Below are 18,384 nucleotides of genomic sequence, written 5' to 3' on the forward strand. Positions count from 1 at the left end.
GCAGCATGGTGCCTCCTGGGCAGGTTGATCAGAACGCGATCACCATCCCGCAACCGAGGGTGATTGACCAGTTGCGTTAGGTTAATGTCTGGTCATCCACGCAATTGATCGGCATTCCGCGCCCGTCCCTTCGGCGTTCAGGGCAACCAGATCCTCCCGCGGCTCTGCGCCGACCGGCTCAAGACATGGGCCGCCCCGACCGCCTAACCCGGCGACCGATCCGCGGGAGAGCGCAGGCCACACCACGGGAACCCTCGGGCCTCATTCCACGGATCGATCATTTCTGAGACGCCCTGCAATCGCAGGGGCCGCCGTAGCATCTGCATCACATTCGCCCGACCTGCGATGATAACGGTCCGATGAAGGTCGGCGGTGTGCGCGCAGTGGTGGTTCGGGTGTCGCCACGATTCGGCACAATGACTGACGTGAGAGTCGAATTGCTCGGACCGTTCGAGGTCAGGAACGGCGACGGAGCCGTGGTGGAGGTTCCTGGGGTTCGGCTGCGCGCACTGCTGGCTGCACTCGCCCTCGAACCCGGCCGGATCGTCACGCGTGCGAGGCTGGTGGACTGGATCTGGGGGCAGCGGCCGCCCGCGGACGAGGTGAATGCCCTGCAGGCGTTGGTGTCCAGGCTGCGCAGGGTGTTGCCGGACGGCGTGATCGAGGCGGAGTCCGGCGGGTACCGGCTGGCCGTGACCCCTGATGCCGTGGACGTGAGCCGGTTCGAGCACCTGGTGGCTCAGGCCCGTGCCGCCGAGCCTGCGGCGCGGGCGGACCTGCTGCGCTCGGCCTTGGCGTTGTGGCGAGGTACGGCCATGGCCGACATCGCCCTGCAGGACAGCGACGCGTTCGACGCCGTGGTCGCGCGTCTGGACGAGCTCTACGTCGCCACGCTCGGGGATCGGGTGGATGCGGATATCCGTCTCGGCCGTGGCTCGGAGCTGATCTCCGAGCTGACCGAGCTGGTTGCCACGTATCCGCTGCGGGAGGGGTTCGTGGCGGCCCTGATGCGAGGGCTCGCCGAGGCGGGGCGCGGGAACGAGGCGTTGACCCTGTACCAGCGGACGCGCGAGCGGCTCGCTGAGGAGCTGGGCGCCGATCCATCGGCCGAGCTCTCCGCGCTGCACACCGCGTTGCTCCGTGGCGAGCTGGGCGAGCGGGCGGAGCACCACAGGACGAACCTGCGCGCCGAGCTGACGAGCTTCGTCGGCAAGGACCATGACGTCTCCGCGGTCGCCGGTCTGGCCATCAGTTACCGGCTGGTCACCTTGACCGGGCCGGGTGGCTCCGGCAAGACAAGGCTGGCCACGGAGACCGCGCGGACGTTGCTCACCGAGCTGCCGGATGGGGCGTGGCTGGTCGAACTGGCCTCGGTGGGGGGCGGCGGTGAGCTGGCGCAGGCCGCTCTTACCGCGATCGGCCTGCGTGACCAGGCATTGCTCGGCAGTGCGCGGGGTGGGGAAGCGATGGATCGGCTCATCGCCGCGGTCAGGGAGCGCGCCATCCTGCTGATCCTGGACAACTGCGAGCACGTGATCGAGGCGGCCGCGGCTTTCGCGGATCGGCTTCTGGGGGAGTGCAGGAGGCTGCGGATTCTGGCCACCAGCAGGGAGCCGCTCGGTATCACCGGGGAGGTGCTGTGGCAGGTCGAGCCACTCGCGCTGCCCGCGCAGGGAGCCGACGCCTCCGAGGTCGAGTCCTCACCCGCGGTGCGGCTGCTGCGGGACCGCGCGGATCTGGTGCGCAAGGACATCGGTTCCGACGCGCACACCCTGGCGGCCATGACGCGGATCTGCCGGGCGCTCGACGGGATGCCGCTGGCGATCGAACTGGCCGCGGCACGCCTGCGCACCATGTCCATCGATCAGCTGGCACGCCGCCTCGATGACCGCTTCCGTCTGTTGACCGGCGGCAGCCGTACGGCGCTTGCCCGGCACAAGACGTTGCGCGCGGTCGTCGACTGGAGCTGGGATCTGTTGACCGAGGCCGAACGCAGCGTGCTGCGGCGGCTGTCGGTGTTCTCCGGCGGAGCGAGCCTGGAGGCGGCCGAACGGGTGTGCGAGGACGAATCCTTCGGCGGGCGGGAGGCTTTCGCCGAGGAGCAGGTGCTCGACGTGCTGACCGCGTTGATCGAGAAGTCGCTGCTGGTGGCCGACGGCGAGGACACGCCGCGCTACCGGATGCTCAACACCATCAGGGAGTACGCGGCGCACCGGCTCGCCGAAGCCGGGGAAGCCGAGCTGGCGCACCGGGCGCACCTTGCCTATCTCACCGAGTTGGCCGAGGCGGCCGAGCCGCACCTGCGTCGGGCCGAGCAGCTGGAATGGCTGGCCACGCTCGAGGCCGAGCACGACAACATCGGTACGGCCCTGCGCGGCGCGATCGCCGCGGGATGGGCGCACGAGGCGATGCGGCTGGCAGCGGCCGTGGGCTGGTACTACTTCCTCAGCGGGCACAGGGGTGAGGGCACGGAGTTGAGCATCGCGGCCGCCTCGCTGCACGGCGAGGTGCCCGATGCGGTGCGGGCGTTGGCGTACGGCATCGTGGCGGTGTTCGTGACCTCCGGGCCCGGCCGGGATCAGTACCAGGCGCGGGAGTGGATCGAGGAGGCGCACCGGCTCATCCAGCGCAGCGGGTATCGCCACCCGATCCTCGGGTTCATCGCGCCGCTGGAGCGGATGCTGCGGGAGCCGACGGGTTTCCTGTCCGCGTTCGAGCCGCTCGTCACCGGCGACGATCCGTGGGTGCGCGCGCAGGCCAGGCTCACTCGCGGCCGGCTGCGGCTCACGCTCGGCGGCGACGAGACTGACGTGGACACCGACATCGAGACCGCCCTCGCCGAGTTCCGCACGCTGGGTGACCGGTGGGGGATCTCGTTGGCGCTGACCTTCCTGGCCGATCGGCTCGCCATGCGCGGCGAGCTCGCACGCGCGTGTGTGCACTACGAGGAGGCGGTCACGGCGCTGACCGAGGTGGGCGGCGTCGAGGACGTGGTCGGCCTGCGGGTGCGGCAGGCTCAGCTGTACTGGCTGCTCGGCGATGAGCGATCCAGCACGTCCGCCATGGTTGAAGCGCAGCGGTATGCCGGCGGGATCACCTGGCCGGACGCGCTCGCCGACCTCGCGCTTTCGAAGGCGCAGCTGGCGCGCTGGCGCGGCGAACCGGACATGGCACACCAGCACCTGGCCACGGTGCGGGCGATGCCGGGCTACGAGGAACTGAGCGACATGGCCCGCGCCAGGGCCATGAACCTGTACGGCTACCTCACCGAGGATCTCGAGAAGTCCGGCGTGTATCGGAGCGAGGCGTTCCGCGCGGCGGTGGACTCGGCGTATCCGCCGCTGATCGCCGAGATGCTGGTCGGGATCGCGGATCTCGCGCTGCGCCAGGGACAGTACGAGCAGGCCGTGCGACTGCTCGCGGCGAGCGACGGCGTGCGCGGTACGCCGGATCGTTCGCTGCCGGACGCTTCCAGGATCGCCGAGGAAACGCGCGATCGCCTCGGCGAAACCGTGTTCGCCGAGGCGACTCGTGCCGGGCAGCAGCGGGATTGGCGTGAGCTGGCCGAGATCACGCTCGCTTCGTGAACGTCGCGCGCGCCCCCAGGTAGCCGATCAACGAGAGCCCGACACACCAGGCGATCGCCGCGACGGCCGAGCCCGCCGACGGCGCGCGCAGAGTTTCGGTGATCGGGGTGAACGGCTGGTACTCGGCGAACCCATCCTGTCGTCGGCACGAACGCGCTGCTCAACGCCGCCGTTACCGCTGACCGCTGTCCCGTTGTCCGTCAAGGCCGATGAGGAGGTCATCGAGGGCCTTGTTGAGGGCTTCTGAGTTGGCCGGAGTGAACCATGTGGTGCGGATGCGTTCGTTGCTTCCGTTCGGGGTCTCGTGGTCGGCCGCGAGCTGGTGCAGGGTGCGGGTCTCGTCGCTCAGGGAACGACCGACGCCCTGGAAGAGGCTGCGAACGTAGCTGTCCGCATCGTCGGCGGCGATGCCGTGGCCGATGGCCCACGACGTGAGCGTGGCGAGGTACGAGTAGTGGGAGGTCAGCGTTCCCGTCAGCGTGGAGAAGACGTTGAACGCCGCCTCGTCCTCGACCGGGAGCGCCCCGCCCAGGTGTGTGAAGAGGGAGTGGACCGTCGGGTGTGACGGGTAGGTCACCGTGACGGAGCGGCGTTCGCGTACGGCGGGCAGGGGGATGGCCCGTACCAGCGGGGCGTCAGTGGCCAGCGTCTGGCGCAGGTCGTCGATGCCGACGCCGGCCATCACGTTGACCACCACCTTGTCGGCGTCCACCGTCAAGCCGGCGAGTGCCTGGTGGCGGTCCTGACCGCGTACGGCGATGATCACCACCTCGGAACGGTCCACCACCTCCTGGTTGTCGGCGCAAACCCGCACGGACTCGAAGCGCTCGGACAGCTCCGCGACCGTGTCCGCTCCCCGAGGGGAGAGGAACACCTCCGGCGACTTGTCGCCTCCGTCGCACAGACCCGTCACGATGGCCCGGCCGATCTCGCCTACCCCGATGATGCCGATGCGCTTCACGCGTCCTTCTCCATTCAGGTCCATGCGCGTCGCCTCTCCTCGGAGGCTTGCGGACCCGGCTGACGCTATCCGAACTCCGGATCGAAGCGATTGAGAATTTTCGCGCCACAACGCAATGATTTACGGTGAGCCGTCCAGGTTCCTCCCGGTCATCCTGTCAGAGCTATTCCTGAGGTCATCGTGACGACGACCTTGCCGGCCCTCGCGCGTCCCGCCTCGACGTAGGCCAGCGCTTGTCGGGTTTCGGTGAACGGGAAGACGCGGTCGACGACGGGCCGGATCGCGCCCGCGTCAATGAGCGAGGTGAGCTCACGGAGCTGGTCTCCGCTGGCCTTCATGAACAGGAACGAGTACGTGACGCGGTGGCGCCTGGCGCGGCGGCGGATCTGGAAGCTGAGCGCGCTCATCGCCAGCCTGATGATCGGATTGACCCCGATCTCCCGGGCGAAAGCGGCGTCGGGCGGCCCCGCGATGCTGATGAGCTTCCCGCCGGGTTTGAGTACCCGCAGGGACTTGGTGAGGTTCTGGCCGCCGAGGGGGTCCAGGACGACGTCGTAGTCGTGCAGGACCGTCTCGAACGCCTGCTTGGTGTAGTCGACGATGATGTCCGCGCCCAGGCTCTTCACCAGGTCGACGTTGGCGGTGCTCGTGGTCGTGGCCACGGTCGCGCCCAGGTGTCTGGCCAGCTGGATGGCGATGGTGCCCACGCCGCCGGAGCCCGCGTGGATGAGGACCTTCTGGCCCGGCCGCAGGGGGGCCCGCTCGACCAGCGCCTGCCACGAGGTCAGGGCGACCAGGGGAAGCGAGGCGGCCTCCTGCATGGTGAGCGTGGCCGGTTTGATCGCGACGTCGTCCTGGTGCACGGCGATGAGGTCGGCGAACGTGCCGATCCGGTCCTTGCCCGGCCGCGCGTAGACCTCATCGCCCACCGCGAACCGGCTGACGGCCGCACCCACGTCGACCACCACCCCGGCCAGGTCGTTGCCCAGGATGAACGGGACCCGGTAGGGCAGGATCGCCTTGAACTCCCCGTCCCGGGTCTTGAGGTCGAGCGGGTTGACGCTCGCCGCGTGGATCCGGATCAGGACGTCGTCCGTGCCGACCCGCGGGTCCGGCACGTCACCGGCCCGTACACCGGCCTCGCCGCCGTAGCGTTCGACCATGAAGGCCCTCATCGTCGTCTCGCTTTCTCGTTGACGGCCGCTTCAGGCCGGGTTCGGCGTGGTGGCCAGGCTCTGCTTGACGTTTCGCGTGGCCTCGTCGGCGAGGATCTCGGGCAGGCCGTTGGCGATGCCGTGCAGGACCTGGGCGGCGACGTCGGCAGGGTCGGCCTTCTCGGCGGCGATGCCGGCGGCCATGTCGGTGTCCATGAACCCGACGTGGAGCGCCGAGACGGCGATGCCGCGGGGTGCCAGTTCCTCGCGGACCGCGTTGGTCTGCGCCCAGGCGGCGGCCTTGGCCGCCGCGTAGGCCCCCACCCCGGCCGGATGCCACCAGGACAGCAGGGACAGGACGTTGCACACGGCGCCGCCGCCGTTGCCCTCGATGACCGGGGCGAAGGCCCGTGTCACGGCGAGCGTGCCGAAGAAGTTCGTCTCCATCTCCAGCCGCACAGCTTTCAGGTCGCTGGCGATCAGAGGGGTGCCGGTGGAGATCCCGGCGTTGTTCACCAGCAGCGTCGCATCCGATGCGATCCGGGCCGCGGCCTGGATCGACTCCTCGTCGGTCACGTCCAGGCGCAGCGGGATGACGTCGGCCATGTCCACGCTCTGCGGGTGGCGCGCCGCCGCGTACACCTTCGCTCCGCGCTCCACGAGCTGGGCGGCCAGATGGCGCCCCAGCCCCCGGTTTGCGCCGGTGACCACGGCGACCGCGTCCTTCAGTTCCATGTCTGCTCCCCAGGTCGCGGGGCTCGTATGACCAAGCCCACGAATAGATGATGATGGCAATCTAATCTGGAGGATAGGATAGAAGTCAATCGACATCCAAGCGAAGGGGTGGCCGATGGGCCGCGCGTCACGGGCACAGGCACAGGAGAACCGCAAGCGGATCGTGGAAACCGCCTCCCAGCTCTTCCGAGAGCAGGGCACACACGTCAGCGTCGCTGACCTGATGAAGGCGGCCGGCCTGACCCACGGCGGCTTCTACAAGCAGTTCGCCTCCAAGGAGGCGCTCATCGACGAAGCCACCACCCACGCGTTCGGCGAACTCGCCCAGCGCCATATGGCCGCGCTCGAACTGCACGCCGGACAACTCGACGCCGCGCAGCAGGCGCTGATCGACGCCTATCTGTCCGTCGAGCATCGCGACAGTCCCGCAGACGGTTGCCCCGTCGCCGCGCTCGCCGGCGACATGGCGCGCGAACCCAGCAACCATGAGGCCCACCGCGTCTACGCCAAGGGCGTCAGCGACTTCGCCGACTGGCTCGCCACCGAAGACCAGGACGGCATCACCCGGCTGTGCACCATGCTCGGCGCGCTCCTCCTGGCCCGCGCCACCAAGGACTCCCCCCTGTCGGAGGAGATCCTCACCGCAGCCCGCACGGCCCTCACCGCGACCACCTGACGACGGCGGCCTTGGCCGCGGCCGGCTCGCCGGGCGTGAGCCGTACTCACGCCTGTAGCAGTCGCCGCACCCGGGCGGCCTCGCGGGTGAGGTGGTCGCGCTCCGGCAGGCTGGTCGCCGCGCGGGCGGCCTCGGCGTACAGCTCGGCGGCCTGCTCAAGGCTACCGGCGCGTTCCAGCAGGTAGGCCCGTACCGCGGCGTATCGGGGCAGGTCGGGGCTCACCTTGGCCAGTGCCGCCAGGCCTGCCTGTGGTCCGTCGGCCTCGCCGACCGCCACCGCGCGGTTGAGCCGTACGACCGGACTGCCGGTAAGGAGCAGCAACTCGTCATACCACTCCACGATCTGCAACCAGTCGGTCTCGGAGGTGCTCGGGGCGTCCGCGTGCAGGGCTGCGATCGCGGCCTGCGCCTGGTACTCGCCCAGCCGGTCGCGGGCCAGCGCCGCCTGCAGGATCGTCACTCCCTCGGCGATCAGACGGGTGTCCCAGCGCGATCGGTCCTGCTCGGCGAGCGGAACCAGGCGGCCTCCAGGGCCGGTGCGAGACGCGCGGCGCGCGTGGTGCAGCAGCATGAGCGCCAGCAGCCCCGCGACCTCGGGCTCGCCGGTCAGGGCGAAGAGCCGGCGGGTGAGGCGGATCGCCTCGGCCGCCAGGTCGACGTCCCCGCCATGCCCCTCGTTGAACACGAGGTAGAGCACGCGCAGCACGGTGGCCACGTCACCGGGCTGGTTGAACCTGACGGACGAGACGGTCCGCTTGGCCCTGCTGATGCGCTGGGCCATGGTCGCCTCCGGCACGAGGTAGGCCTGCGCGATCTGGCGCGTGGTCAGGCCGCCGACCGCGCGCAGCGTGAGCGCGACGGCCGAGGCCGGTGTCAGGGACGGGTGGGCGCACAGGAAGTACAGCTGGAGCGAGTCGTCCGCCATCTCGCACTGGCCTGGCGCGGGCTCGGCCTCGACGCGTACCTCGCGGTGCCGTCGGGAGGCGTCGGCGCGGGCCGCGTCGAGGAACTTGCGCCAGGCCACGGTGACCAGCCAGCCCTTGGGGTCGCCCGGCGGGTCGTCCGGCCACACGCGTACGGCCTCGATCAGGGCGTCCTGCATGGCGTCCTCGGCCGCCGCGAAGTCGGCTCCGCGACGGACGAGGATGCTGATCACCGCGGGGGTGAGGGTCCGCAGCAGGGACTCGTCCACCGTTCGTCACTCCGTGATGGTCGGGGGCGCGTACAGGAACGGGCGCACCTCGAGCCACTCGTGGATCGGCTTGCCGCCCGCGCCCGGGGCCGCGGACAGCTCGGCGGCCAGCTCGAGCGCCCGCTCGTAGCTCTCGACGTCGATCACCATCCAGCCGGCGATCAGGTCCTTGGTCTCCGCGAACGGGCCGTCGGTGACCGGCGGACGTCCCTCGCCGTCGTAGCGGACGAACGTGCCCTCCGGGGAGAGCGCCTGGCTGTCGACGAACTCGCCGGTGCTCTCGAGCCGAGCGGCGAAGTCCTGCATGTACTGCACGTGGGCCGTGATCTCCTCCGGCGTCCACCGGTCCATCGGCACGTCGTTGACCGCTGCCGGCGCGCCACGGTAGTGCTTGAGGAGCAGGTACTTGGCCATCGTGTTCTCCCTTGTGCGGTACGGCCCATTGTGGCCGGTGTTCAGTGCGGGGACGGAGCCGCGCGCGGATTCTCGACATCCGCCGCGACGTTTTTTCGGCGGCTGTGTGCGCGGATCCGGCTCAGGCGCTCCGGCGTTCTTCGCGCTGCCGGACGAGCTCCTCGACCGCGCTCGGCAGGGTCGTCTCGAAGTCGATCAGCTTCGCCCACGTCGGGGTCACCACGATCCGCACCATGCCGTCGTAGAGGGAGCGCACCTCCGCCTCCCACCCGACCCGCTGCTCGGGCGTCATCTGGTAGCTGCCGTTCATCTGCAGGTACTCGTCCGGGATGCCGTCGACGACGTCCAGCTCGGCCCGGCCGCGGATGAGCAGGATCTTGGGCGGGTGCACCTCGGTGTCGATCGTCAGGGCGACCATCGGGTTCGCGCGCAGAGCCGGGAGCTTCGGGGCATTCTTCGAGGTGCACATGACGATCTCCGAACCGTTCCAGGTGAACGCGATCGGGACGTTCCTGGGCGTGCCGTCCTTGGCCACGTACGCCAGCCGGGTCACGTCGCGTGCCAACAGCTCTCGGCTGATCGGCCGGTCCAGAATCTCGGTGATCTCGTTCGCTCGCATGGCCGTCCCTCCAGGGTGGTTGTCGTGATCCGCCCCAGGGACGGAGCCGTCGGAGCGTTCTCGACACCGCCGGCCCCCGAATTCCCACATTTTTCCGGCAGCCACGGCCATGGCAGCCGTGGATGGCGGCGGCTCCACCCTCGACGGCTCGCTAACGCCACTGGCCGAGTGGTTGCTGCGCAAGCCCCACAGGCGAGGACGGCTGAGGCCGCCAGGAATCACAAGACTGCTCTTTTCTGGCCTCTCCCTCTAGATTTCCCGGCACGGACACCGAGGAGGACGCGTTGACGGAGCTGTGGGCATTGGGCGCGTGGGATCTGGCGGAGCTGGTTCGCGGTGGAGAGGTGTCGTGCCGGCAGGTGATCGAGGCGCACCTACGGCGGATCGACGGTGTGAACCCCCGCGTGAACGCGATCACGGTCACGCTGGGGGAGGAGTCGCTCGCCGCGGCGGACGCGGCCGACAGGGCGCTCGCGCGGGGTGACGAGGTCGGCCCCCTGTGCGGCGTGCCGATGACGATCAAGGAGAACATCGACGTCGCGGGGTCGGCGACGACGATGGGCATCGTCGCCCTGCGGGAAGCGATGGCGGACGCCGACGCGCCCCCCGTCGCCGAGCTGCGCGCGGCGGGAGCGATCCCGATCGGCCGGACGAACATGCCCGAGTTCGGCATGCGCTGGCACACCGACAACGCGCTGCGCGGCGCGACGGTCAACCCCTGGTCCGCCGAGCACACACCGGGCGGATCGAGCGGCGGAGAGGCGGCCGCGGTGGCGACGGGTATGTCTCCGCTGGGAATCGGGAACGACGGCGCGGGCTCGCTGCGCTGGCCCGCCCAGTGTTGCGGCGTCAGCGCGTTGAAGCCCTCGCTGGGCAGGGTGGCACAGGCCGGGGAGCGGGCGGCCGGGCCGACTCCCTTCGCCTTCCAGCTGCTCGGTGTCCAGGGTCCGATCGCCCGGCACGTCCGGGACCTGCGCCTGGCCTTCGGCCACATGTGCGGACGGCCCGGCGGGGACCCGTGGTACGCGCCGGTGCCCCTGCACGGCCCGCCCCTGCCGGCGCCGGTGCGGGTCTGCGTGGTGACCGATCCCGACGGAGCCGAGACGGACCCGGAGGTGGCCGGCGCGTTGAGGCGCGCGGCCGGAGCCCTGGCCGACGCGGGCTACCTCGTCGAGGAGGGCCAGGCTCCGGCCCTCGCCCGCGCGAGTGAGATCTACACGCAGATCATGTCGAGCTACGGCCGGGTGCACCGGGAGCAGCCCCCTGTGGAGGCGGTCGCGTCCCCCGGGTTCGTGCACTTCTGGCAGGCGTACGAGCCGATCTGGACGCGAGCCGCAGGGGAGCAGGCGTTCGACCCGATGATGGAGCGGGCGTCCATCGCGCGCCTGTGGAGCGCGTGGATGAGCCGTACACCGCTGGTGCTCGCGCCGATTCGCACGCGTCCGGCCTTCCGGGTCGGATCGGATCTCGATCCCCGGTGGCTGGCCGACTGGCCGGACACGATGCGCCTGGCCGTGGCGGTCAACCTTCTCGGGCTGCCCGCGGTCGCCGTGCCTGTCGGGCCGGCCGGTGACCTTCCCCATGCCGTGCAGATCATCGGTCCGAGGTTCCGCGAGGATCTGTGTCTGGACGCCGCCGCGGTGGTGGAGGCGGCGACCGGGGCGCTGACGCCGATCGACCCGCGCTGACCGGGGCGCCGGCCGCAGACACCCGATGGGAGCCCCTCGACTCGGGTCCGCGCGATGAGCCCCGAAGTGCACGCACTCAGCATCGCTCCGGCCAGTGCCAAGTCACCCCTTAAGAGGCGCTCACCACGTCACCGGCAGGGTGTGCAAGCCGTACACGACACCGAAGACCCGGAAGTCGACCTGCTCGTCCGCATAGGCCAGCGCGAGGCCGGGGAAGCGCCGCAGCAGGGCAGGGAAGGCGATGCGCATCTCCGTCCGCGCCAGCGGCGCCCCGAGACAGTGGTGCACCCCGTGACCGAAGGCGACGTGGCCAGCGGCTCCCCGGGTGATGTCGAGGGTGTCGGGATCGTCGATGAAGGCAGGGTCACGGTTGGCGGCGGGCAGATCACGAGCGAGCCCGCGGGGATGGCATGCCCAGCGATCTCCGTCGTGGTCGTGCGGGGCGGCAACGCCTGCACGATGGACAGCCAGCGCAGCAGCTCCTCGACGGCGGGCTCGACCCGCGCCGGATCCTCGCGGATCATGGCCAGTTGGCCCGGATGCCGCAGCAGGGCCAGGGTGCCCAGGCTGAGCATGTTCGAGGTCGTCTCGTGCCCTGCCAGCAGCAGCCCGGCGACGCCGACGATCGTGTTGGCCGGTCAGCCGGTGGCGGGCCAGACGGGGACGCCGCGCATGGTGGTCCAGGCGTGGGACGCATGGCGGTGACCAGCAGGCGGAAACCAAGTGGCTTGCCCCAAGCCACAAGTGTGATCATGAGCTGGTGAACATCGTGGTGCAGTGGGTGCGCATCTATTGGACAAAGGACTCCCGCGGCGGGCCGGGAGCCGTCCGACGCAGCGCGCTCCCTGAGGCGTTCCCGCTTCCGGAGGCCGAGCCGCCCTTCGTCCATGAAGTGCTGATGCTTGAGCGGGATGACTTCTCTCCCAGCATGACCGTCACCAGCGGGCTCCCGCCGGAAACAAAGGTCGAGCTGACCGAGGCCGACGGCCACCTGCACATCCTCCCGGTTCGGGACCCGCCCGAGTGGGCGAGTAACGGACTCGACCTCGCCTGGCGGCCTGCAGCCGTGACCATGCGGCCCCGACAGACCCTGCGCTGGCAGCTCAACCATCGCTTCACCATCGAACGCGGCTGGTGCTACCGGCTCGACACCCTCAACGTCTCCTGCGGCCACCGCACAGCTGAAGTCTTCCTCCACCCACCGACGCACCGAGTCGACGAACGCTCTCACCTCTGACCCGGGCCACCGAGCTCGCGACATCTCGATACGCGATGCCGTCAGTACTGGGTTCTAGCGTGGCCGGTGACAGCGCGTGAGAATCAGCCCGGAAGGGACAGCTCCGCAATTCCGGTAGGCCCGCGGGCCCCGCTCGCCACCTACGCCTCAACAGAACGTCATGCCAGCGCAGATCATCAGGCCCCACCAGTTACAACCACCAGCTAGATCGCGCGCCACTCCTCTTCGAGGATGCTGAACAGCTCGGAGTCTCGCCAACCGTCCCGGATCAATGTGGTGTGACGATGCCGTCCTTCCCATGTCATCCCCAGCTTGCTGAGCACCCGAGCCGAACCGAGATTCCGCGGGTCGCAGGTGGCATAGATCCGATGCAGGTCGAGCTCTTCGAACCCTCGCGAGAGCAACTCCCTCCCGATCTCCGTCCCGACTCCCTGGCCCCAGAACCGTGGGTGCACGACATACGTGATTTCGCCTTGTCGGTTTCCTCGGCTCCGGACATGCAGTTCCCCCATGCCGACAACGTCGCCCTCGACGCGCGCGGCGTAAGCGAACCGCTGCTGCGGCCGATGTGACCACGCCTCAGCTGCGGCCGCCACGAACGCGCGGGTTTGCTCTTCTGTATTTGGCCCCCAGGTCTGGAAGCGGGAAACCTCGGCGAGGGAAGCCCAGGAGTGTACGGCTCGCCAGTCTGCGAGCTCAACCCTGCTCAAAGTCACCGATGGTCGAACCACAAGCTGATCTTGCCATGTTGGGGTGCCGTTAACGAACGTGTCACCAGCCCCAGTGCGCCACGAAGCGCTGATCTGTCCGTGCGGAGGTGAAAGACCACCGTTGTTCTGCCGTCGTGCTGGCGGAGCAAAGCTGGAGGCAGCCCAACCCTGGAATCGCTGGGGAGGGCGGGAGCAGCCTCGACAAAGTCGGGTCGGCCTGGCACTACCGGATGGGCCGGGCCCGGTGAGCGAGACGAGAAGGCATACGCGAGAAACCGGTGTCGTTACGCCTCTTGATGTGACGCCAGCTCAAATCCGGTGGATATGGGCTGGTCAGCGGTGCGCACCCGTCCCCTCATTCCGGGGCGGGGAACTCCTGGTCGGGCATTGGGGCGCCCGGTCGGGAGGCCATGGTGAAAGGCCACGGCGTAGCCATGGCGAGGCCGCAGGGGTATAGCCGGGTGCCTAACTCGTCGAACGGACAGCAGTGAACGTGGGAACCCCCGCGCTCACTCCTCTCCGACCTTCCAGCCAGGAAGGTGGGCGGGGATAGGCGCGATGTCCGCCGAAGGGCGCGGGTGGGACGGAGCCGTCGTAGTACTCCGAGCTGGGGAGAGCCCGGCGCATGGGGAAGGGCGGCAGCGTGTCGAGCAAGGAGAAGAGTGCAATGTCCGAAGATGCGACGGTGAATACCGGCGCTGGGAGATGGCCGGATGCTGATTCGGCCTTCTTCGCAGTACGGAGGATGCAGATCAAGTTGCACCGTTGGGCGACCGATGATCTCGGTCGCCGGTTCGGTGACCTGTTCAACCTCGTCTATGACCCAGCGTTCCTGGTGCACGCGTGGGAACGCGTCGCCTCCAACGCCGGGGCACGGACGGCGGGCATCGACCGGGCCACAGTGGCCTGGATCGAGACCCGGATCGGGGTGGAGACCTTCCTGGAAGAAATACGCGACTCGCTGAAGTCCGGCGAGTTCGAGCCGGTCGAAGTGCGGCAGGTGATGATCCCCAAGGCGAGCGGCAAGCTTCGCAAGCTGGGCATCCCCACCGTCACCGATCGGATTGTCCAGGCCAGTCTTAAGGCGGTGCTCGAACCCATCTTCGAGGCGGATTTCCTGCCGTGCTCGTATGGGTTTCGCCCCAACCGGCGGGCGCAGGACGCGATTGCCGAGATCCACCATCTGGCCAAGGCACGCTCGGACTACACCTGGGTGCTGGAGGCGGACATCACGGCGTGTTTCGACGAGATCGATCACACGGCGCTGATGGCCCGTCTGCGGGTGAGGATCAAGGACAAGCGGGTCTGCGCGTTGGTCAAGGCGTTCCTGAAGTCCGGAGTCATGACGACGGCCGGAGACCGGGAGGAGACACCGGCGGGCACTCCGCAAGGCGGGATTCTCTCCCCGCTGTTGGCCAACATCGCCCTGTCGGCGCTGGATGAGCACTTTCACCAGCAATGGCGGGAACTGATGGGGACCAACTACAAGCGGGAACGGCGCACCAAACACCGTCTGGGCAACTGGAAGCTCGTTCGCTTCGCCGACGACTTCGTCGTCATGGTGAAAGGCGAGCGCCATCACGCCGAGGCGCTGCGCGAGGAGGTCGCAGCCGTGCTCGCCCCGCTGGGGCTGCGGCTGTCACCGGAGAAGACCCGTGTGGTCCACATCGACGAGGGCTTCGACTTCCTCAGCTTTCACATCCGCCGGATGCGGAAGCGAGGGACGAACAAGCACTACGTCTACACCTTGGTGTCCAAGAAGGCGATCCAATCGATCAAGGACAAGGTGAAGGCGAAGACCTACAGGTCAACCCGCCATATGAGCTTGGCCGAGCTGATAGGCAGTCTCAACCGGCTTTTGCGCGGGTGGGCGAACTACTTTCGGCATGCGGTGGCGAAAGATGTGTTCAACGCGATCGACTCCTTCACCTGGCGTCGCGTCGCGAACTGGATCTTCCGCAAACACTCGCTGCTCAGCCGCCAGGAGATGCGCCGCAGATTCTGCCGACCGGGCACCTGGAAGATCGTTCATGACGGCATCGAGCTCACTGGCGCAGCCAGCGTGAAGGTGACTCGATACCGCTACCGGGGGCACAGCATTGCCACCCCCTGGACCCCGACACCGGCAGCCGCCACAGCCGGCGGCTGACCACGGTCACGACACGTGGAGAGCCCGGTGCTTTGAGAGGAGCACGCCGGGTTCGGCGGGCGGGCCGGGGAAACGGACTGATCGCAAGGTCAGCACCGCGCCCCGGCCCGACCCAACAGCGCGGGTGATCATGACTGATGAGGCGGTTGTAATGGTGACGTCGTCCCCGTGGCGGCGTGCGGCCGGGAGTTCCAGCGCTGGGGGGCGCTCCAGCGGCGCCTGCTCGCCTCCGCGCTCGACGCCGTCCGGCCAGGCGGTGTCGTCGCCTACGTGACCTGCTCGCCGCACTGGCCGAGACCGGCGTCGTGGTCGCCGACGTGCTCAAGGGCCGGGACGACTTCGAGATCCTCGACGCCCGCGCGTATCTGCCAGAGGTCGGAGGACTGGGCGTCGGCTCTTACGTGCAACTCTTGCCCCACCCGCACAATACCCACGCCATTTTCCTGGCACTTCTCCAGAAAGGGTTTTAGCGCAGGGGGGCCCTTGCCCTCACAGGCATTTGCCTCTAGCCTCCGTGAGCGTCGGGCGGATTGCGTAATCCTCCTACGTCTAGGGAGTGCGTGTGCGACGTTTACTGGCTCTGTGCGTCCTGTCCACCATGCTCGTGGCGGCCCCGGCCCACGCGGAGGCGCAGACGTTGTACGAGGCAGAGGACGCGACGCTGGTCAAGGCGGTCGTCTCCAACAGGTCGCCCGGCTACAGCGGCTCGGGCTTCGCCGACTACGACTCCGCGACGGGCGCCTACGTCGAGTTCGCCGTCCCCGCCGACGCGCCCGCCGAGGTCGACCTGATCTTCAGGTACTCCAACGGCAGCACCGTCGATCGCCCGCTGGACGTCGCGGTGAACGGCGTCAAGATCGCCACCCGGCCCTTCTCGCCCTCCACCGACTGGGCCACCTGGCGCTCCACGACCGTGCGCGCCACCCTGAAGGCTGGCGCCAACACCGTACGCCTGACCACCACCATCGCGAACGGGCCCAACCTCGACAAGGTGACGGTGCGCCCAGTGGTGGAGGAGCCGGGCGGCACCGTGGTCACCTCGATGGCCGCCCTCACCGAGGCCATCAGGACCGCGCAGCCCGGACAGCGCATCGTGCTGGCCAACGGAACCTACGCCGTCGACGCCGCCATCCCGATCGCCGGCAAGAGCGGCGTCACCATCGCCGCCCAGTCCGTCGGCGGCGTCACCCTCACCGGGTCCAGAACCTTCACCTTCAACAGCTCCGCGAACGTGGCCGTCGAGGGCTTCGTCTTCAAGCAGCGGACCGGCATCGTCGTCCCGTCGAACTCCACCGGCATCCGCATCGCCAGGAACACCTTCCAGCTCGCCGAGGTCGACGGCGCCGAGACCCACTTCCTGGACGTCCAGGGAGACGACGCGGAGGTGGCCAACAACCTGTTCGCGGGCAAGACAGAGCACGGCGTCTTCCTGCAGGTCGGCGGCGCGACGATGCCGCTGCGCGTGGCGATCAGGCGCAACCACTTCCGCGACAACACCTCCACCGTCAACGGCAGCGAGGGCATCAGGCTCGGCCTCGGCGCCCTCGGGCAGGTCTCGGCGCGCGCGGTGGTGGAGCACAACCTGTTCGAGAACGTCGTGGGCGACGACGAGGTGATCTCGGTGAAGGCCTCGGACTCCGTCGTACGGCACAACACCATCCGAGGCGGTGCCAAGGGTGTGCTGACGCTGCGCTTCGGCTCGCGCAACACCGTCGAGGGCAACCACATCATCGGCGGCGACAGGGGGATGCGCGTCTACGGCGCCGAGCACACCATCGTCAACAACCACATCCAGGGCGTGCGGCGGGACGGTGTCTACCTCGGAGCCGGTTACGACGCCATCCACGACGCGGCCGTCAGGGTCAAGGTGCTGCTCAACACCGTCGTGAACGCCGGTGGCGCGGCCATCTCCGCGCAGGGCGGCTCCAACCCCGCCACCTCCCCGCTGGTCGCCGACAACCTGTTCGCCCGCGCCTCCCAGGGAACGCTGATCTCGCTCGGCAACGCCGTCACCCCCACCGTGCGCGGCAACCTGTCGTGGGACACCGTCTCGGGCACCAACCCCAAGCTGGTCCAGGACGCCAATGGGATCCTTCGTCTCAGCTCCGGCAGCCCGGCCGTCAACGCGGCCAAGGGCGGCTACCCGGCCGTCTCGCGCGACCTGGACGGCCAGACCCGCCAGGGCGCCGCCGACGTGGGTTCCGACGAGTACGCGCCGGAGATCGGCCCCGGCCCGCTGACCGCCGCCCAGGTCGGCCCCAAGGCGGACTAGCAAGCCGCCCTCAGCCTGCTCGGCGAGGTGCCCACCGGCAAGATCCGAACCACCACCCCCGACGGACGACTCGTCTTCCACATCTTCGCCGCCCTGGCCGAGTTCATCCGCGAGCTCATCGCCGCCGGCACTCACGAGGGCCGTGCCGCCGCGAAAGCCCGCGGCCGCACTGGGGGCCGCCCGACAGTGGTCAACGCCGAGTTGCTGAAGGCGGCCCGTGATCTGCTACCTGATCCCGGCCGGTCGGTCACCTCGATCGCCAAGCTGCTCGGCGTCAGCGTGGGAACGCTGTACAACCACATCCCCGACCTTCAAGAGCTCCGCTCAGGACAGCAGTCGAGTCTCAAGTAGAGGGCCTGGCCTCGCTCGTTCGGGGCTGGTGACACGTTTGTTAACGGCACCCCATGTTCGGTTGGCAGCGATTCACGACGGTCGCGGTTCGGAAACGTCGGGATCGACCCCACCTGGTTCGCGCCCTTCGCCCCCCGGGTCTGACTGGCGAGGGTAACGGTAGGGAGTTCATAGCCCCCGAGCTCTATCGTGGCCTCCCCAGACCTGCGGTCACCGGCCGGGCTGCGCTCGTGGCCGTGATGGGCGCGCTGCTGCACGAGCCCGCCGGGCCTGGCCGACGGCGGCTGCTCGCCTACCTCGAACTCCAGGCCGAGGCGGCCCGGGCTCCCTGGCTGGCCGCCATCTTGGACGGCATCGCGGCGGCCGACTTCACCGCCTTCGAGGAGGTACAGCGGGCCGCCGGGCTTCCGGTCACACCGGAGCGGGCCGCCGCCGTCACCCTGGCCATGCATGCCGCGATTCCGCACCTGCTCGCCGACGGCCCCCGCGCCCTGGCCACGGCGGGCCTGGACGACCCTGGCCGTTTCGCCGGCGACCTATTGGACGCGGTCTACGGTCGTGCCGAGGAACAGGGTGAGGAAGACGCTCATCGCCGCCAACCGGTTCCACACGGCCGCACCTGAGAGGACTACGGTCGAC

General features: G+C 69.1%; 18 protein-coding genes. 9 read left to right on the forward strand and 9 right to left on the reverse strand.

The genetic code is table 11. The annotated features are described in order from the left end of the window. Nucleotides 1–425 precede the first annotated feature (425 nt). Nucleotides 426–3,587: an AfsR/SARP family transcriptional regulator gene (locus ABFX50_RS37905; protein ID WP_487047386.1), complete on the forward strand. Its 3,162-nt coding sequence runs from the start codon at nucleotides 426–428 to the stop codon at nucleotides 3,585–3,587. A 172-nt stretch (nucleotides 3,588–3,759) separates the two neighbouring features. Here ABFX50_RS37905 and ABFX50_RS37910 read toward each other — a convergent pair whose 3' ends face one another. From ABFX50_RS37910 to ABFX50_RS37920, 3 genes are all read right to left on the reverse strand, one after another. After that, nucleotides 3,760–4,548: an NAD(P)-binding domain-containing protein gene (locus tag ABFX50_RS37910; protein WP_346153450.1), complete on the reverse strand. Its 789-nt coding sequence runs from the start codon at nucleotides 4,546–4,548 to the stop codon at nucleotides 3,760–3,762. Between the two features lie 149 nt (nucleotides 4,549–4,697). After that, a complete protein-coding gene (locus ABFX50_RS37915; protein WP_346153452.1) occupies nucleotides 4,698–5,711 on the reverse strand; it encodes an NADP-dependent oxidoreductase in 1,014 nt (337 codons plus the stop codon). A 42-nt stretch (nucleotides 5,712–5,753) separates the two neighbouring features. After that, nucleotides 5,754–6,437: an SDR family oxidoreductase gene (locus tag ABFX50_RS37920; RefSeq protein WP_346153453.1), complete on the reverse strand. Its 684-nt coding sequence runs from the start codon at nucleotides 6,435–6,437 to the stop codon at nucleotides 5,754–5,756. A gap of 115 nt (nucleotides 6,438–6,552) precedes the next feature. On the opposite strand from ABFX50_RS37920, the gene ABFX50_RS37925 reads away from it, so the two are divergent. Further along, nucleotides 6,553–7,113 carry a TetR/AcrR family transcriptional regulator gene (locus ABFX50_RS37925; RefSeq protein ID WP_346153455.1) on the forward strand — a complete coding sequence of 187 codons (561 nt, stop codon included), beginning with the start codon at nucleotides 6,553–6,555 and terminating at the stop codon, nucleotides 7,111–7,113. 46 nt (nucleotides 7,114–7,159) lie between these two features. Here the strand turns inward: ABFX50_RS37925 and ABFX50_RS37930 are convergent, their stop codons facing one another. From ABFX50_RS37930 to ABFX50_RS37940, 3 genes are all read right to left on the reverse strand, one after another. After that, nucleotides 7,160–8,305, reverse strand: coding sequence for an RNA polymerase sigma factor (locus ABFX50_RS37930; RefSeq protein ID WP_346153457.1), 1,146 nt, complete (start codon nucleotides 8,303–8,305; stop codon nucleotides 7,160–7,162). Nucleotides 8,306–8,311: 6 nt separating this feature from the next. Continuing rightward, a complete protein-coding gene (locus ABFX50_RS37935; RefSeq protein ID WP_183643492.1) occupies nucleotides 8,312–8,719 on the reverse strand; it encodes a YciI family protein in 408 nt (135 codons plus the stop codon). Between the two features lie 121 nt (nucleotides 8,720–8,840). Continuing rightward, nucleotides 8,841–9,338 carry a pyridoxamine 5'-phosphate oxidase family protein gene (locus ABFX50_RS37940; RefSeq protein ID WP_346153458.1) on the reverse strand — a complete coding sequence of 166 codons (498 nt, stop codon included), beginning with the start codon at nucleotides 9,336–9,338 and terminating at the stop codon, nucleotides 8,841–8,843. Between the two features lie 284 nt (nucleotides 9,339–9,622). On the opposite strand from ABFX50_RS37940, the gene ABFX50_RS37945 reads away from it, so the two are divergent. Next, nucleotides 9,623–11,026 carry an amidase gene (locus ABFX50_RS37945; RefSeq protein WP_346153460.1) on the forward strand — a complete coding sequence of 468 codons (1,404 nt, stop codon included), beginning with the start codon at nucleotides 9,623–9,625 and terminating at the stop codon, nucleotides 11,024–11,026. 120 nt (nucleotides 11,027–11,146) lie between these two features. Here ABFX50_RS37945 and ABFX50_RS37950 read toward each other — a convergent pair whose 3' ends face one another. Further along, nucleotides 11,147–11,314: a hypothetical protein gene (locus ABFX50_RS37950; protein ID WP_346153461.1), complete on the reverse strand. Its 168-nt coding sequence runs from the start codon at nucleotides 11,312–11,314 to the stop codon at nucleotides 11,147–11,149. Nucleotides 11,315–11,317: 3 nt separating this feature from the next. Between ABFX50_RS37950 and ABFX50_RS37955 the strand changes: the two genes are divergently transcribed. Beyond that, entirely contained in the window at nucleotides 11,318–11,731 is a 414-nt protein-coding gene (locus ABFX50_RS37955) for a hypothetical protein (RefSeq protein WP_346153463.1), read from the forward strand. A 55-nt stretch (nucleotides 11,732–11,786) separates the two neighbouring features. Then, nucleotides 11,787–12,263, forward strand: a complete 477-nt coding sequence (locus tag ABFX50_RS37960) for a hypothetical protein (protein WP_346153465.1) — start codon at nucleotides 11,787–11,789, stop codon at nucleotides 12,261–12,263. Between the two features lie 203 nt (nucleotides 12,264–12,466). Here ABFX50_RS37960 and ABFX50_RS51525 read toward each other — a convergent pair whose 3' ends face one another. Then, nucleotides 12,467–12,994: a GNAT family N-acetyltransferase gene (locus ABFX50_RS51525; RefSeq protein ID WP_379503473.1), complete on the reverse strand. Its 528-nt coding sequence runs from the start codon at nucleotides 12,992–12,994 to the stop codon at nucleotides 12,467–12,469. A 646-nt stretch (nucleotides 12,995–13,640) separates the two neighbouring features. Here ABFX50_RS51525 and ltrA point away from each other — a divergent pair. Beyond that, nucleotides 13,641–15,122, forward strand: coding sequence for a group II intron reverse transcriptase/maturase (ltrA, locus tag ABFX50_RS37970; RefSeq protein WP_346153469.1), 1,482 nt, complete (start codon nucleotides 13,641–13,643; stop codon nucleotides 15,120–15,122). A 266-nt stretch (nucleotides 15,123–15,388) separates the two neighbouring features. On the opposite strand, the gene ABFX50_RS37975 is transcribed toward ltrA, so the two are convergent. Continuing rightward, the gene (locus tag ABFX50_RS37975) at nucleotides 15,389–15,529 is read right to left on the reverse strand and encodes a hypothetical protein (protein ID WP_346153471.1); all 141 of its coding nucleotides are present in this window, start codon (nucleotides 15,527–15,529) and stop codon (nucleotides 15,389–15,391) included. A 155-nt stretch (nucleotides 15,530–15,684) separates the two neighbouring features. On the opposite strand from ABFX50_RS37975, the gene ABFX50_RS37980 reads away from it, so the two are divergent. The 3 genes from ABFX50_RS37980 to ABFX50_RS37990 are packed head-to-tail and all read left to right on the forward strand — an operon-like array spanning nucleotide 15,685 to nucleotide 18,368. Then, nucleotides 15,685–17,394, forward strand: a complete 1,710-nt coding sequence (locus ABFX50_RS37980; protein WP_346153473.1) for a chondroitinase-B domain-containing protein — start codon at nucleotides 15,685–15,687, stop codon at nucleotides 17,392–17,394. Between the two features lie 27 nt (nucleotides 17,395–17,421). Then, on the forward strand, nucleotides 17,422–17,745 hold the full coding sequence (locus tag ABFX50_RS37985) for a recombinase family protein (protein ID WP_346153474.1): 324 nt from the start codon (nucleotides 17,422–17,424) through the stop codon (nucleotides 17,743–17,745). Between the two features lie 53 nt (nucleotides 17,746–17,798). Continuing rightward, complete coding sequence (locus tag ABFX50_RS37990; protein ID WP_346153476.1) at nucleotides 17,799–18,368, forward strand: hypothetical protein; 570 nt, start codon at nucleotides 17,799–17,801, stop codon at nucleotides 18,366–18,368. Nucleotides 18,369–18,384 lie beyond the last annotated feature (16 nt).

The organism is Nonomuraea recticatena (genome assembly GCF_039533245.1).
GTDB lineage: Bacteria > Actinomycetota > Actinomycetes > Streptosporangiales > Streptosporangiaceae > Nonomuraea > Nonomuraea roseola.